The sequence below is a fragment of the Pseudomonas sp. TTU2014-080ASC genome, from assembly GCF_001446935.1.
GTDB lineage: Bacteria > Pseudomonadota > Gammaproteobacteria > Pseudomonadales > Pseudomonadaceae > Aquipseudomonas.
Window position 1 is genome coordinate 605,203 of the sequence record NZ_LKKK01000002.1, and the last position, 15,748, is coordinate 620,950.

Annotated in this window: 13 protein-coding genes; 6 read left to right on the forward strand and 7 right to left on the reverse strand. The window is 58.4% G+C overall.

What is annotated here, in order from left to right; all coding sequences use genetic code 11:
- Window positions 1-134: 134 nt before the first annotated feature.
- Window positions 135-2,450, reverse strand: a complete 2,316-nt coding sequence (locus AO726_RS08265) for a Tex family protein (protein WP_058067586.1) — start codon at window positions 2,448-2,450, stop codon at window positions 135-137.
- 277 nt (window positions 2,451-2,727) lie between these two features.
- Between AO726_RS08265 and ompR the strand changes: the two genes are divergently transcribed.
- The 3 genes from ompR (at window position 2,728) to AO726_RS08280 (ending at window position 8,638) form a co-directional block, all read left to right on the forward strand.
- Window positions 2,728-3,462 (forward strand): osmolarity response regulator transcription factor OmpR, encoded by a 735-nt coding sequence (ompR, locus tag AO726_RS08270; protein WP_058067587.1) that lies wholly within the window; start codon window positions 2,728-2,730, stop codon window positions 3,460-3,462.
- Between the two features lie 4 nt (window positions 3,463-3,466).
- Entirely contained in the window at window positions 3,467-4,780 is a 1,314-nt protein-coding gene (locus AO726_RS08275) for an ATP-binding protein (RefSeq protein WP_058067588.1), read from the forward strand.
- Window positions 4,781-4,846: 66 nt separating this feature from the next.
- Window positions 4,847-8,638, forward strand: a complete 3,792-nt coding sequence (locus AO726_RS08280) for a bifunctional diguanylate cyclase/phosphodiesterase (protein WP_058067589.1) — start codon at window positions 4,847-4,849, stop codon at window positions 8,636-8,638.
- A gap of 1 nt (window position 8,639) precedes the next feature.
- On the opposite strand, the gene rimK is transcribed toward AO726_RS08280, so the two are convergent.
- On the reverse strand, window positions 8,640-9,545 hold the full coding sequence (rimK, locus tag AO726_RS08285; RefSeq protein ID WP_058067590.1) for a 30S ribosomal protein S6--L-glutamate ligase: 906 nt from the start codon (window positions 9,543-9,545) through the stop codon (window positions 8,640-8,642).
- On the reverse strand, window positions 9,542-10,018 hold the full coding sequence (rimB, locus tag AO726_RS08290) for a retropepsin-like aspartic endopeptidase RimB (protein WP_152987258.1): 477 nt from the start codon (window positions 10,016-10,018) through the stop codon (window positions 9,542-9,544). The genes rimK and rimB overlap by 4 nt, the downstream gene beginning before the upstream one ends.
- A gap of 88 nt (window positions 10,019-10,106) precedes the next feature.
- Between rimB and AO726_RS08295 the strand changes: the two genes are divergently transcribed.
- From AO726_RS08295 to AO726_RS08305, 3 genes are all read left to right on the forward strand, one after another.
- Window positions 10,107-10,499, forward strand: coding sequence for an RNA-binding S4 domain-containing protein (locus AO726_RS08295; protein ID WP_058067591.1), 393 nt, complete (start codon window positions 10,107-10,109; stop codon window positions 10,497-10,499).
- Window positions 10,500-10,664: 165 nt separating this feature from the next.
- Window positions 10,665-11,552 (forward strand): Hsp33 family molecular chaperone HslO, encoded by an 888-nt coding sequence (gene hslO / locus AO726_RS08300; protein ID WP_058067592.1) that lies wholly within the window; start codon window positions 10,665-10,667, stop codon window positions 11,550-11,552.
- Window positions 11,553-11,711: 159 nt separating this feature from the next.
- Window positions 11,712-13,253, forward strand: coding sequence for a phosphoenolpyruvate carboxykinase (locus tag AO726_RS08305; RefSeq protein ID WP_058067593.1), 1,542 nt, complete (start codon window positions 11,712-11,714; stop codon window positions 13,251-13,253).
- Window positions 13,254-13,409: 156 nt separating this feature from the next.
- Here AO726_RS08305 and AO726_RS08310 read toward each other — a convergent pair whose 3' ends face one another.
- The 4 genes from AO726_RS08310 to AO726_RS08325 are packed head-to-tail and all read right to left on the reverse strand — an operon-like array spanning window position 13,410 to window position 15,746.
- Complete coding sequence (locus tag AO726_RS08310; RefSeq protein ID WP_058067594.1) at window positions 13,410-14,096, reverse strand: TadE/TadG family type IV pilus assembly protein; 687 nt, start codon at window positions 14,094-14,096, stop codon at window positions 13,410-13,412.
- A 5-nt stretch (window positions 14,097-14,101) separates the two neighbouring features.
- Window positions 14,102-14,536: a tetratricopeptide repeat protein gene (locus tag AO726_RS08315; protein ID WP_058067595.1), complete on the reverse strand. Its 435-nt coding sequence runs from the start codon at window positions 14,534-14,536 to the stop codon at window positions 14,102-14,104.
- A complete protein-coding gene (locus tag AO726_RS08320; protein WP_082629089.1) occupies window positions 14,524-14,868 on the reverse strand; it encodes a DUF192 domain-containing protein in 345 nt (114 codons plus the stop codon). The genes AO726_RS08315 and AO726_RS08320 overlap by 13 nt, the downstream gene beginning before the upstream one ends.
- Window positions 14,868-15,746: a type II secretion system F family protein gene (locus tag AO726_RS08325; protein WP_058067597.1), complete on the reverse strand. Its 879-nt coding sequence runs from the start codon at window positions 15,744-15,746 to the stop codon at window positions 14,868-14,870. Before AO726_RS08325 ends, AO726_RS08320 begins: the two co-directional genes overlap by 1 nt.
- Window positions 15,747-15,748: the final 2 nt, after the last annotated feature.

The window sequence follows — 15,748 nt, forward strand, 5'->3', positions numbered from 1 at the left end:
GGCCAATAGGAAACTTCTTACCAGATTAATGCAGTTTTTAATCAGCGTGCATCAGCAAAGGTAAATACAGGCGCCCTGTGCGAGGGTGGCCATGCTGAACAAGCGGCGCAGTGCCGCCTGTTCAGAGCCGATGGTTACTTCTTCAGCTGCTTGGCATTGGCGAACAGTGCCGCCATGCCGCCGGTCGCCGGAGCCGGTTTGTCCTGACGGGAGTGGCGCTCGCTGCGCGGCGTGTTGCCACCGCGATTGCCGCCTGTGCGTGGACCTTCGGTTTTCTCGCCCGGGGTGTCCCCCATACGCATGGACAGCGCAATGCGGTTGCGCGGGATGTCCACTTCCATGACCTTCACTTTGACCACATCACCGGCTTTGACGGCTTCGTGCGGGTCTTTGATGAACTTTTCCGACAGCGCGGAGATGTGTACCAGACCATCCTGATGTACGCCAATATCCACAAAGGCACCGAAGTTGGTGACGTTGGTGACGACGCCTTCGAGGATCATCCCCAGCTTGAGGTCGTTGAGGGTTTCAACGCCGTCCTGGAACTCAGCGGTTTTGAACTCGGGACGTGGGTCGCGCCCCGGCTTTTCCAGCTCGCTGAGGATGTCGCTGACGGTGACCAGACCGAACTGCTCGTCAGTGAACTGTTTCGGGTCCAGGCGCTTGAGGAAGCTGCTGTCGCCGATCAGCGAGCGGATGTCGCGGCCGGTGTCGGCGGCAATGCGTTGCACCAGCGGGTAGGTTTCCGGGTGAACCGCAGAGGCGTCCAACGGGTTGTTACCGTTCATGATGCGCAGGAAGCCTGCGGCCTGTTCGAAAGTCTTCTCACCCAGGCGCGGCACTTTCAACAGTTCGGCACGGCTGTTGAAGGCACCGTTGGCATCGCGGTAATTAACGATGTTTTGTGCCAGCGTGGCGTTCAGGCCGGAGATGCGGGTGAGCAGGGCGGCGGAGGCGGTGTTCACATCCACGCCCACGGCGTTTACGCAGTCCTCAACCACGGCATCCAGCGAGCGTGCCAGCTTGAGCTGGGACACGTCGTGCTGGTACTGGCCGACACCGATGGATTTTGGGTCGATCTTCACCAGTTCGGCCAGCGGGTCTTGCAGGCGGCGGCCAATGGAGACAGCACCGCGCAGGGATACGTCCAAATCCGGGAATTCTTTGGCGGCCAGCTCGGACGCCGAGTACACCGATGCGCCGGCTTCGCTGACCATGATCTTGGTCAGTTTCAGCTGTGGATACTTTTTGATCAGCTCGATGACCAGCTTGTCGCTCTCACGGCTGGCGGTGCCGTTGCCGATGGCGATCAGCTCGACGTTATGTTTGGCGCACAGCTTGGCCAGGATGTTGATGGTGCCGTCCCAGTCATTGCGTGGGGCGTGCGGGTAAACTGTGGTGGTTTCCAGCAGCTTGCCGGTGGCGTCTACTACGGCGATTTTGCAGCCGGTACGCAGGCCAGGGTCCAGCGCCAGTGTGGCCCGCGGGCCAGCCGGAGCGGCCAGCAGCAGGTCATTCAGGTTGCGGGCGAATACGCTGATGGCTTCATCTTCAGCGCCATCGCGCAGCTCACCGAGCAGGTCGGTTTCCAGATGGGTATAGAGCTTGACCTTCCAGGTCCAGCGCACCACTTCGCTCAGCCATTTGTCAGCCGCACGGCCTTGGTTGCTGATGCCGAAACGCTCGCCAATCATCACTTCGCACGGGTGCATGGTGCCTGGCTGCTCGTCGCCGACTTTCAGACTGACGCTGAGGATGCCTTCGTTGCGGCCACGGAAAATCGCCAGAGCACGGTGCGAAGGCGCGCCTTTGAGCTTTTCGTCATGCTCGAAGTAGTCGCGGAATTTCGCCCCTTCTTCCTCTTTACCAGCCACTACGCGGGCGCTGAGGGTGGCGTTGTCCTTGAGGAAACCGCGCAGGCTGGCCAGCAGGTTGGCGTCTTCGGCGAAGCGCTCCATGAGGATGTATTTGGCACCTTCGAGCACGGCCTTGATGTCGGCAAAGCCTTTCTCGGCGTCGATAAAACGCTCGGCTTCGCTTTCCGGGTTCAGGGTCGGATCGTTGAACAGTGCGTCGGCCAGCTCGCCAAGGCCTGCTTCCAGAGCAATTTGGCCTTTGGTGCGGCGCTTCTGCTTGAACGGCAGGTAAAGGTCTTCGAGGCGGGTTTTGGTGTCGGCGAGGTTGATTTCGCGGGTCAGCTCAGGGGTCAGTTTGCCCTGTTCTTCGATGCTGGCCAGAATGCTGGCGCGGCGCTCGTCCAGTTCGCGCAGGTAGCGCAGGCGCTCTTCCAGGGTACGCAGTTGGGTGTCATCCAGGCTGCCAGTGACTTCTTTTCGATAGCGGGCGATGAACGGTACGGTCGAGCCTTCATCCAGCAGGGCGACGGCGGCGGCAACCTGCTGCGGGCGAACGCCCAGTTCGGTGGCAATGCGATTGTTGATGCTATCCATATGTACGGCTATCCACACTCATGTAAGACACTCCCGAAAACTGCGGACTTCAGCGCTGTTTTCGAAAAGGCCCTGTGACGACAATACGGCACTGCACCGGCAGGCCGGACACGAAAGGGCCGCATTATAAACACTGCTCAGGCATGAGCCGGAAACCGGTGGGGAAAAATCTGCTAACAATGGCCTAGCCTTGGGCGGACTCACCTGGTCCATAATGCTGCCCATTGCACACCACCTGCGCATTCGTGCCTGTGGATGTCTGAACAAGGAGTTGTGAATGAGCAACACTGCACTGGCCGCTGAAGGCGAAAAAATCCTTATCGTTGATGACGATGCGCGTCTGCGCCGTCTGCTTGAGCGTTTTTTTGATGAACAGGGCTACCGCGTGCGTGCGGTGGAAAACGTCGAGCAGATGGATCGTCTGCTGGCCCGCGAGCTGTTTAACCTGGTGGTACTGGATCTGATGCTCCCCGGCGAAGACGGCCTGTCCGCCTGCCGCCGTTTGCGCGAGTCGAACAATCAAGTGCCAATCATTATGCTTACTGCCAAGGGTGATGAAGCCAGCCGTATTCAGGGGCTGGAGCTGGGCGCTGATGATTATCTGGCTAAGCCGTTCAATCCCCGTGAATTGCTGGCGCGGATTAAAGCCGTGCTGCGCCGTCAGGCTCCGGTTGTACCGGGCGCTCCGGGCAGTGAAGACGAAACCGTGAGTTTCGGTGAGTACCAGTTGTCACTGGCGACCCGCGAGCTGCGCAAGGGGGATGAAGTGCACATGCTCACCACCGGCGAATTCGCTGTGCTCAAAGCGCTGGTGCAGCATGCCCGCGAGCCGCTGACCCGCGACAAACTGATGAATCTGGCCCGTGGCCGTGAATGGGATGCGCTGGAGCGTTCCATCGACGTTCAGATTTCCCGTCTGCGCCGCCTGATCGAGCCGGACCCGTCCAAACCGCGCTACATCCAGACGGTCTGGGGCGTGGGCTACGTCTTTGTGCCGGACGGTAATAAGTAACCTAATGCAAACTCCGGTCTGGTTCCCGCAAAGCTTCTTCGCCCGCACGTTGTGGCTGGTGCTGATTGTCGTGCTGTTTTCCAAGGCGCTGACCTTGGTCTACCTGATGATCAATGAAGATGTGCTGGTGGACAGGCAATACAGCCACGGCGCGGCCCTGACCATCCGCGCATACTGGGCGGCGGATCCGCAAGACCGTGATGTGATTGGTCGTGCTGCCGGGTTGCAGTGGGTTGAGGCCGGGGATGTGCCGGAAACCGAGGAACACTGGCCGTACAGTGAAATCTTCGAAGAACAAATGCGCGCCGAGCTGGGAGCTGACACCGAAGTGCGGGTGCGCGCATTGAACCCGCCTGCGTTGTGGGTTCGGGCACCTTCACTGGGTGATGATTGGTTGCGAGTACCGCTGTATCCGCATCCGTTGCGAGGACAGAAAATCTGGAGTGTTCTGGGTTGGTTCCTCGGCATTGGTTTGCTCTCGACTGCGGCCGCATGGATTTTCGTGCGTCAGCTCAACGCCCCGCTCAAACGCCTTGTCTTTGCTGCTCGCCAGCTCGGTAAAGGCCGTAGTGTGCGCCTGCCGATCAGTGATACCCCCAGCGAAATGACTGAGGTGTACCGCGCCTTCAACCAAATGGCGGAGGACGTTGAACAGGCCGCCCGCGAGCGTGAGTTGATGCTGGCCGGTGTCTCCCACGATCTGCGCACTCCGCTGACGCGACTGCGTCTGTCCATGGAGTTTCTCGATACCGATTCAGAGCTGACAGAGGACATGGTTCGCGATATCGAAGACATGGATGCGATCCTTGATCAGTTCCTCGCCTTTGTCCGTGATGGCAGCAGTGAGCCGTTGGAAACCCTGGATGTTGGTGAGCTGATCCGTGAGGTGGCGGCACCCTATAACCAGAAGGGTGAAATCGTGCGTTTGTATCTGGAACCGGTGCCGGCCTTTCCGCTGCGTCGGATTTCCTTTAAGCGCTTGCTGGTCAACCTGATCGAGAACGCTCTGCGTTACGGTGGCGATCAGGTCGAAGTATTGGCCTCTGTTTCCGGTGACCACAGCGCGCCGTATGTGCTGATTAGCGTGCTGGACCGCGGCGCGGGGATCGATCCGGCCGAACTGGACAATATTTTCAATCCATTTATCCGTGGCGACCGCGCTCGCGGAGGTCAGGGAACCGGTTTGGGGCTGGCCATTGTAAAACGCATCGCCGCCCTTCACGGCGGCAGCGTAGAGCTGCGCAACCGGGTTGGGGGTGGTCTGGAAGCCCGGGTTTGTCTGCCTTTGGGGCTATTATTGCCGCGCGATGCCGCTTGATTCGAGGTAGCATGCGAACCTAAGTTGCTCGTCTATGCTTGTTCGGTAATACCGCTCGAGGTCAGCATGCCGGCAGTTTCAGCTTACCGTTCGCTATGGACATGGTTACTCCCGTTACCGTTGTTCCTGTTGATTACATGGATCTCACTGGCTACTCCCTTTAGTAATGGTGTGGCGCATTGGTATCTGTCGTTTGCGCTGGGGTTGCTACTGGTCATCTGGTGGGGGCCCCGGGTGTTGCCGGCGCTTTACCTCGGTGGCGTGCTCAGTGCGCTGTATGCCGGTCTGAACGGGCATTGGGCTGCTCTCAGCGCTCTGCCTGAAACACTCGCGCTGGGCTTAGCCTGGCTGCTTTTGCGTCTGCGCTCATTCGATCCAACCCTGCCGACCACCCGCCAGCTGGTGCGCTACATCCTATGGGGCGTCATGTTGCCGGGGCTGCTGATGTGCGCAGGATTTTTTCTGCTCGAGTGGGGCATGCAGCGAGCGGGTTTAGGCTCCCAGCCTGTGGCGTTATTGTCCTTGTGGCTGATGAGTTGCATGGCTGCTCTGGGCTTAGGAAGCATACTGCTGGCTTATCTTTCACCCCATCTGGCGCGCAGGGGCTGGCTGATGGGTATGGGTGGCAATGGTGGCAACAAGGTGCAGGAAATCCTGCGCACATCACCGCCCGTATCCGTGCTCTTGGTGATTGTGGTGGGGCTGCCGTGGTTACTGGCCAGTTCTCATCTGACGCTGAATCTCCCACTGATTGGCCTGATGATGCTGGTACTGGCGTTGGGCTGGGGGTTTTCCGGTGCGTTGTGTGGGGTTTTGCTTAGCCTGGGGATGATTATCAGCCTGCCGTTTTTGCGCGAGTGGGTGGAAGTTGCACCATGGACCGCTGCGCAGCGCATGGATCTGCATCTGGGCACGGTGCTTTTCATGACCGCGGCGCTGTTGGTGGGGCGCAGCCTCAGTGATCAGCGTCAGTCGCTGATGCGCAGTAATTCCATGCAAAAACAACTGTCCCTGGCCAACCTGGCTTTGGATGCCAGCCCGCTTGGCGTAGTGATCGCTGATGCCCGGCAAACCCAGCTGCCACTGATTTACTGTAACCCGGCATTTGAGCGCATGAGCGGTTATGCGAAGGCTGAAGTGCTGGGGCAGCGTTGGGACTTTCTCGTTTGTGAAGATCGCCAGCAGGAAGGCTTTGAGCGCCTGCGTCAGGCCATCGACGAAGGCGTGCCCTGCGATGTGGTGCTGCGTCTTTACCGCAAAGGCAGTCAGACGCTGTGGGCGCAGCTGACGCTGTCGCCGATCTATGACGAAATTGGTATCAGTCACTTTGTCATGATGCAGTCCGACGTCACCGCCCGCGAGCAACTGGCCGGTCAGGTACGCGCGCAGAGCGACGAATTGCTCAAGCAGAGCTACCTGTTCAGCCAGACCGAAAGCATTGCCGACTTAGGCGGCTGGGTGCTGAACCTGCCGTCCGGCAGCATGGATTGGAGTGCCGGTTGTTTCCGTATTTATGAGCTGGACCCCAGCCAAGGCACGCCCGATCTCAACGGCGCGTTGAGTTACATGGATGCCAGCAGTCGTGAACTGACCGAAGAAAAGCTCACTGAGTTATTGGCCGGAAATGGCAAGGACCAATTCGACTTTGAAATCCGCATCCTCACCGCTAAGGGCAAAGCGCGTTGGTTACGATTGCGCGGCATTACCGACTGGGACGGAAATGAACTGGTGCGCATCTATGGTGCGATTCAGGATATCAGTGCGCGCAAGTTTGCCGAGCAGCAGCTGCGCGAGCGGGATGAGCGCCTGCACATGTTCTTCGAGGCTCCGTTAATTGGCATGGCCATGACCAGCCCGAGCTTTGCCTGGGAAGAGGTCAATCAGCGTTTCTGCAGCATGCTTGGGCGCAGTCGCGAGAGTCTGATGGCCAGTTCCTGGGCGTCGCTGTCGGTGGATGAAGAGCTGGTGGTCGAACAGTCCCTGCTGGATCAGGTGTTTCGCGGTGAGCGTGAGGGCTTCGAGCTGGAAAAACGTTTCCGCCGTGCCGATGGCAGCTTGCTGCATACCCGCGTCAGCCTGCGAGCTGTGCGCCACAGCACCGGACGGGTGCGGATGTTCCTGTTATTGGTCGAGGACATCAGCGGTCGTCTTCAGGCCGAAGCGCGTTACCGTACGCTGGTGGAGAATGCCCCTGAGGCCATCATGCTGGTCGACGCCCAAGGACGCATGGTGGATTGCAATGAGAACACCCTGCGCTTGCTGCGTTACACCCGTGAGGCTATCACTACAAAGACGCTGTTTGATTTGAGCCCGGCCAAACAGGCCAATGGTCAGCCCTCCCATGAATACGGAATGGAGTATCTGGAACAGGCAGTGGCAGGCGGCGCGCCGGTGTTTGAGTGGATTCATCGTGACAGCACCGGGCGCAATATTCCCTGCGAAGTGCGCTTGGTCCGCATGCCCGGTGAGCCGGTACTGATTCGCGGCTCGGTGACGGATATCTCGGAGCGTCAGCACTATCAGCAGGAAATTGAACGTCTGGCCTACAGCGACGAACTTACCGGCCTGCCGAACCGCCGCCTGTTACTGGATCGTTTGCAGCACGCGATGCAGCGTGAGCTGCGTGAAGGCTCAATTGGCGCGCTGTTGTTTATCGATCTGGATCACTTCAAAACCGTTAACGACAGCCTGGGCCATCAGGTTGGAGATGGCCTGCTGCGCGAGGTGACGTTGCGTCTGGTCAGCGCCCTGAGGGCTCAGGACACGCTGGCACGCATGGGCGGGGATGAATTTGTAGTGTTGCTTGAGGGCCTCGACAAAGACCCTGAAGTGGCGGCTAAGTCTGCGGCCATCACCGCGAAGAAGCTGCTTAAGGCACTGGTCGATCGTAGCTGCTGGATCGACGGCCATGAACTGTCCATCAGTGCCAGTATCGGTATTGCTCTACACCCGCTGGGGCGGCAGGCGGCCTCTGATGTGTTGAAGCAGGCCGACACCGCCATGTACCAAGCCAAACAGAGCGGACGCAATGCGTTCCACTTCTTCGCCCCGGAGATGCAGGTGGTGATCGACCAGCGCCTGCAGATGCAAAACGAACTGCGTCTGGCCGTCCAGCGCGGCCAGTTGCGACTGATGTTCCAGCCGCAACTGGAGCTGCGCAACAATCGGATTTCCGGTGCTGAAGTCTTGCTGCGCTGGGGCCACCCGGAGCGGGGCGAGGTGATGCCGGGGGACTTTATTCCGTTGGCCGAAGAGACCGGGCTGATTGAAGAAATCGGCACTTGGGTGCTGGAGGAAGGCTGCGCGCAGTTGAAAAAGTGGCTGAGCCTACGTCCGGACTTTGTCCTTGCGATTAACCTCAGCCCTCGCGAATTACGGCAGGGCAGCTGTGTGACGCGTGTGCGTGAGTGTCTGCAACGGCACAATATTCCGCCGCAAGCCCTGGAGCTGGAAATCACCGAAGGGGTTTTAGTTGAGGATGTCGAGCAGTGCATCAGTAATATGCAGGCCCTCAAAGAGCTGGGTGTGCGTTTCTCGATTGACGACTTCGGCACCGGCTACTCGTCGCTGACCTACCTCAAACGCCTGCCGCTGGACCGCTTGAAGATTGACCGCAGTTTTATCTGGGACATGGATGCAGCAGACGGCAATGGCCTGATGATTGTGCAAACGATTCTGGTGATCGCCCGCAACCTCGGTTTGGAATGTGTGGCAGAGGGCATTGAAAGCGAGCAACAACTTGAGTGCCTGCGTGAGCAGGGTTGCGCATTGGGCCAAGGCTACTTCTTCAGCCGTCCGCTGACTGAAGAAGAGTTCACCCAATGGCTGCAAGAGCCGCGTACCAGCCCGGTGGCCTAACTCAGCCTTTGCCTTTGGTGCGGGTCATATGGGGGCCTGCATTCTTCTCCAAGTGCTGAATAATCAGACCGGCCACATCTTTGCCGGTGGTGGTTTCAATGCCTTCCAGCCCCGGCGATGAGTTGACCTCCATCACCAGCGGGCCGCGCTGGGAGCGCAGGATATCCACACCGGCAAGGCTCAGCCCCATGACCTTGGCCGCATGAATCGCGGTTCTGCGTTCTTCCGGGGTGATTTTGATCAGGCTGGCTGTGCCGCCGCGATGCAGGTTGGAACGAAACTCGCCGGGCTTGGCCTGGCGCTTCATGGCCGCAATCACTTTGTCTCCCACCACAAAGCAGCGGATATCCGCACCACCAGCTTCCTTGATGTATTCCTGCACCATGATGTTCTGCTTCAGGCCCATGAAGGCCTCAATCACCGATTCGGCCGCTTTGGCTGTTTCGCACAGCACCACGCCGATACCTTGGGTGCCCTCAAGCACTTTGATCACCAGCGGTGCGCCGTTGACCATCTGAATCAGGTCATCAATGTCATCCGGTGAGTGGGCAAAACCGGTGACAGGCATGCCAATGCCCTTGCGTGAGAGCAATTGCAGCGAGCGCAGCTTGTCCCGCGAGCGGGCAATGGCAACGGATTCATTGAGCGGAAACACGCCCATCATTTCGAACTGGCGCAGCACCGCGCAACCGTAAAAGGTCACAGATGCGCCAATACGTGGGATCACCGCATCAAAACCTTCCAGGGCTCGGCCACGGTAGTGAATCTGGGGGTTGTGGCTGGCGATATTCATGTAAGCGCGCAGCGTGTCGATCACAACCATCTCGTGGCCCCGGGCCTGACCGGCCTCAACCAAGCGGCGGGTGGAGTAGAGGCGGGGGTTGCGTGACAGTACAGCAATCTTCATTCGGCACCAGAAGGGTCGGCAAGTAAGGGTTTGGATTGCACGTAGGCGAGGGCAGGGTTCACCAGCAGGTTACCCGCGACCAGTGCTTTGGAGCCTAGCAGTACGCGGTAACGCATGGTTTTACGGCAGGCCAAGGTGAATTCTACCGGCCATTGCTGTTCTCCGAGCGCCAAATTGGTGCGTATTACATAGCGGGACTGGCTCTGACCATTAGAGCTTTTGATCGCTTTAACCGACACCAGCTGTGCTTCACAGCGATGCCGACGCTGGACCAATGTGCCTAGATGCGCAGTGAATCTCACCCATTGCTCGCCGTTGCGATCAAATACCTGAATGTCGGTCGCATGCAGGCTGGAGGTGCTGGCGCCGGTATCGATTTTCGCGCGCAGGCCGACCATCCCCAGATCAGGCAGGTTGATCCACTCACGTAAACCGATGACGTTGAAAGGGGGATTGGTCTTCACTGGTTCCATCCGATAGTCTCCGAAGCATTCTAGTAGGCACTTTTGACCGTTGCATCAGGCAAAATGTCTGCCATTGGATTGGCCGGATGGGCAGTGAATGAGCGACAAAGACGACAAAGTACGCCTGGATAAATGGTTGTGGGCCGCGCGCTTCTATAAGACCCGAGCTCTGGCTAAGGCGGCTATCGAAGGTGGCAAGGTGCATCACCGTGGTGAGCGCTGCAAGCCTGGTAAAGAACCTAAGGTCGGTGATGAATATGTCATTCGTACCGGGTTCGATGATCGCACCGTTGTGGTGCAAGCGCTGTCAGTGGTGCGACGCGGTGCACCAGAAGCGCAACTTCTGTACCGTGAAACTGAAGAGAGCATCCGCAAGCGTGAAGCAGCTGCCGAGCAACGTAAGGCGGGGGCGCTGGGTGTGCAAACCGACGGGCGGCCAACCAAAAAGCAGCGTCGGCAGATTCTGAACTTTCAGGATTTTCAGGGCTGAATAGAGCTCTCCAGCGGGCTGGCAAATGGCCTGTAAGTGCCTGCCCGTCTGCGTTTTGGGACGATTGATAGATTTTGCCCTGAGATCCAATAGCCAAGAGGCGCTTGGTCAACGGCGCTTTTGCGCCTAAAATCGCCCGCCTAGTTACATTCAGCGAATGTGGGCATGTCTGATTTTACTCAGCGTTTTTTGTTTGATGACAGCGACATCCGTGGCGAGCTGGTCACCCTCAGTGACAGTTATCAGCACGTCTTGGCCAAGCATCCTTATCCACAGCCGGTTGCCCAGTTGCTGGGCGAGCTGCTGGCCGCAGCGAGCTTATTGATCGGCACGTTGAAGTTCGATGGCCTGCTGATTTTGCAGACCCGTTCTTCCGGTGCTGTACCGATGCTGATGGTCGAATGCTCCAGCGACGGAGATGTGCGGGGGATTGCGCGTTATGACGCCGATCAGATTAGCGACACCGCCACCCTGCGCGAGTTGATGCCAGACGGTGTAATGGCCATGACCATCGACCCAAAATTGGGGCAACGCTACCAGGGCATTGTAGACCTTGATGGCGATACCCTGGCTGAATGCCTGACCACCTATTTCATGACCTCTGAGCAATTGCCAACGCGTTTCTGGCTGTGTGCAGATGGTATGCGTGCCCGCGGTTTCCTCCTGCAGCAATTGCCTGCAGATCGCATTAGCGATCCTGACGAGCGTGAAGCCAGCTGGCAACACGCCGTGGCACTGGCTGACACGCTGACCACTGAAGAGCTGCTCGGTCTGGATAACGAGACGCTGCTGCACCGCCTGTATCACGAAGAAGAGCTGCGCCTGTTCGATCAGCGTGCATTGCAGTTCCGCTGCAGCTGTTCCCGTGAGCGCTCGGGCCGCGCCCTGATCAGCCTGGGTCAAACCGATGCGCAAGCCTTGGTACGTGAGCATGGCGGCAGCGTGGAAATCGACTGTCAGTTCTGCAACCAGCGCTATCTGTTCGATGCGTCGGATGTCATGCAGCTATTTATAGATGGCAGTACCGAAGAGCCTTCGGATACACGCCACTGAAATTAGTAAGGCCAACCGTGCCGGAATGAATTGATCAGGGGAGGCACCCGCAACGTGCTTTTTTCTGGCATAATCCGGCGCACTTTTTTAAATGTAGTAGTGCTAGATATGCACTACAAACGTTCGCAAGACTCGGCCTAGTGGCCGACGGGGAACCTCATGACGCAAGCCAACAACGCCGTGTACACAGACATTAGCGCTGCCCAACTGGTCGAAGAAGCCCTTCGCCGCGGTGAGGGTGAACTGGCCGCCAATGGCGCGCTGGTAGTGCGTACCGGCCACCGTACTGGTCGTTCGCCGGCTGATCGCTTCATCGTGCAAGAGCCGAGCACCGAGGCGCAGATCGCCTGGGGCGCGATCAACCGTCCGTTCCCGGCCGACAAGTTCGACGCACTGTGGGATCGCGTTCAGGCGTTCTCCGATGCTCAAGACAGCTTCGTATCGTACGTGCACGTTGGTTCTGCTGAAGAGCATTACCTGCCGGTCAAAATGACCACTGCTACTGCTTGGCAGAACCTGTTCGGCCGTCAGCTGTTCATCAACCCAGCTCAGTACAACCCGAGCGGTAAAGATGAGTGGCAAGTGCTGAACGTCGCTAATTTCGAGTGTGTGCCTGAGCGTGACGGCACCAACTCTGACGGCTGCGTGATCATCAACTTCGCCGCCAAGAAAGTGCTGATCGCTGGCATGCGTTACGCCGGTGAAATGAAGAAAGCCATGTTCTCCGTGCAGAACTTCCTGCTGCCGGAAAAAGACGTACTGCCGATGCACTGCGCCGCCAACATCGGCGAAGAAGGCGACGTGACCCTGTTCTTCGGCCTGTCCGGCACTGGTAAAACCACACTGTCGGCTGACGAATCCCGCTACCTGATCGGTGACGACGAGCACGGTTGGGGCGAGGGCGTGGTGTTCAACATCGAAGGCGGTTGCTACGCCAAGTGCATCGACCTGTCTGAGAAGAACGAGCCGGTCATCTGGAAAGCCATTCAGTTCGGTACCGTTCTGGAAAACGTCGTACTCGACGAGCAGCGCATTCCAGATTACAGCGACGACAGCCTGACTCAGAACAGCCGCGCTGCTTACCCGCTGGAGTACGTTGAGAAGCGCAGCGAGAAGAACCTGGGCGGCGAGCCGAACGCGGTTATCTTCCTGACCTGCGACCTGACTGGCGTTCTGCCGCCGGTTTCGATTCTGAACAACGAACAGGCTGCTTATCACTTCCTGTCCGGCTACACCGCGCTGGTTGGCTCCACTGAAATGGGCAGCGGCGGCGGCATCAAGTCGACCTTCTCCACCTGCTTCGGCGCTCCGTTCTTCCCGCGTCCGGCTGGCGTATACGCTGAGCTGCTGATTAAGCGCATCAACGCGTTCGGCTCCAAGGTTTACCTGGTTAACACCGGTTGGACTGGCGGTGGCTATGGCGTCGGCAAGCGCTTCAACATCCCGACCACTCGCGGTGTGATCGCAGCTATTCAGAGCGGCGCGCTGATCGGCGCTGAAACCGAGCACCTGCCAATCATCAACCTGGACGTGCCGAAGGCTGTTCCGGGCGTTGAAACTAACCTGCTCAACCCGCGCAACACTTGGGCTGACAAGGCTGCTTACGACGAGGCCGCCAAAGGCCTGGCTAAGCTGTTCATCGACAACTTCCAGAAGTTCGATGTCAGCGACGCGATCAAAAAAGCCGGTCCGCAACTGTAAGTCGCGGCAGCTGCTGAATAAAAAAACCGCCGGTAACGGCGGTTTTTTTATGGGCGTTTGAGTGCGGTTCACGCTTGCGCAGGAGCGTTATATCCATGGTGGATAAGCTGTTTTGCAGCCTTACGCCACCCTATGGAGCGTGCGTCTGGCCCGGAGTTATGGGCAGAACATCCGCTGGTTAGTTCCGCAGAAGTGGCTGTCATGTACGGCAGCGCTCTGCATGCGGACGGTGGCTTCTGAGGTGATGATGAAGCCATTACGCCTGCCGCAAATGGCCTGGTAATCCGGGTTGCGCCGGGCGGCTTCGTTGAAGCTGGTCTGGGTGCGCTTGGTGTTGAAGGCGGATGCCGAGCTGAGCAGCTTTTCTGCCATGGGCACGATCAGGCGCATGCAGTACTGCACGCGGATTTTGAGCAGGTTGGCATCCTGAATCGAAACAGGCCCTTGTGCCGGGGAGCGGAACATCAGGTTGTCGTTAGGAATGGCTTCTGTGCCCAGCGCTTCGACTTCTTCTGCAAATTGATCGAAGGCCTCCATGTTCGGGCTGATACGCGTGATCATGACGAAGTTATCCACTTCGGATGAAGTGTGGGTCATGCGCGCATTCGGGTCATCAATCTGCGAGAACATCGGGTACATGCCACGAATCAGGCCGCGACGCATATCGGTGTACAGGGCATTGTTCATCGCGCCGATGCGGGCGGCTTGGAAGGTCGCGTAGTTCAAGCCGTTTTTAGCCGAATAAATGAACGCGATCTGCGCAGCGCCGAAGATCAGCAGGATCAGAACGGGGATGATGATCAGAAACTCGATCATTGCCTGGGCTGATTGACGACGCTTCATGGCCTTTACTCCTGCGCCTGAGGAAAGACGTTGAGTAGTTGTTCGGCACGCTCCAGCGCTTTGTCGGCATGAGGTGTCTGGTCGTTGAGATAGCGGCGCATTTCGGCTGCGGTCAGCGTTGCTTCACGTAGCTGTACTTGCAGCAGGTTGTGCCAGCTACGGGCATGTTGGGGGTCGCGGACCAGCGCGTCGCGGTAACTGGCCACAGCGGCCTGGTTATTGCCCTGACGGGCCTGGCTGTTGCCGAGTTGATAGCGGATGCCAGCATCAGTTGGCAGTTTCTTGGCCAAGCGCTCATACAGTTTGGTTGAGGTGGCGAAGTCACCCTGGGAATAGGCGGTATCTGCCTGGCGCTGCAGGTCGATGATCTGGTTTTTCGGTTGCAGGTTGGCGCAGCCGCTCGCCAGCAATGCGAGCAGGACGATGCTCAGGAGGCGCATGTGATCTGATCTCCGGGACTAATACGCAGGCGCTGGCATTCGCCAGCGGCCAGTTCGATTACGCTTTTGGCCTTCCAGCACAGACTCATGCGCCAGGGGGCCAGATTGGGGCGGATGGCAATAATCCGTTCATTGTCATCCAGATACAGGACGTCGATGGCGAAGCGCATAAAGAAGCAATGAACAGAGTTGCAGGGGCTGATCCAGATACCTTCGGCTGGGTTCAGGCCCGCACGTCCGAGCAGGCCTTTGAGGCGTGATGGCAGGCTGTCAGCCATTGTCAGCTCTAGGGGGGCGGATGTGCCGTCGGTACGGATCAACTGGTGTTTCATCAGGCTTCCCCGAGGAACTTAACCACGATCGGGAACAGCAGGATCACGAAGGTCAGCGGGAAGATGAAGGTGATCAGCGGGATGATCAGTTTGACCGGTGCCTGCATGGCGGTTTTCTCTGCGCGCTGGAAGCGTTCTTCCAGACGCTGCTGGGCTTGAATCTGCAGGGTGTTGCGCAGGCTGCTGCCCATTTTTTCCGCTTGAATCACTGAGCGCACGAAGGTGGACAGGTCTTTGAGGTTGACCCGCTCATCCATGCGGTTGAGTGCTTCGGCGCGGGGCAGACCGGAACGGATGTCACGCAGCACGATACGAAACTCGTTCTTCATGGCGCCGTCAGGGCCTTTGTCCACGGCCTGTTGCAATGCGCCGAGGAAGTTCAGACCGGCATCCACGCACATGGTCAGGTATTCGAGGAACACCGGCAGGTTGCGGACAATGTCGCGGTCGCGGCGTTTATGCATGTCGGTGATCCACATCCACGGCAGCGCTGCACCGAGAAACATCATCACCAGCACCACGGGCCAAATAATGCCGCTCTTGCCACTGGCCATCGGCAGGATGGAAATCAGTGGGAACAGCACCGCCATGGTGATGCACAGGGCGAGAAATTCTTCGGCCGTGAGCACATACAGGGCACCGGTTTTTTGCAGGCGCACGTCCAGTTTGTCCATCAAACGCGGTGGCATGTTGCTGCAAAAGTGATGGCTGACCAAACGCACCAGCGGCCAGATCGGACGAATCCACCCGGGCACCGGGTCCATGTAGGCGCGGTTTTCGTCAGGCAGTAGCGACAGCAGAGAGATGATCAGCAGCAGCGTGCAGGTGACGGTAACGCCGAGGCTGGCGCTGCTGAGCAGGACAAGGATCTCGTTCATGA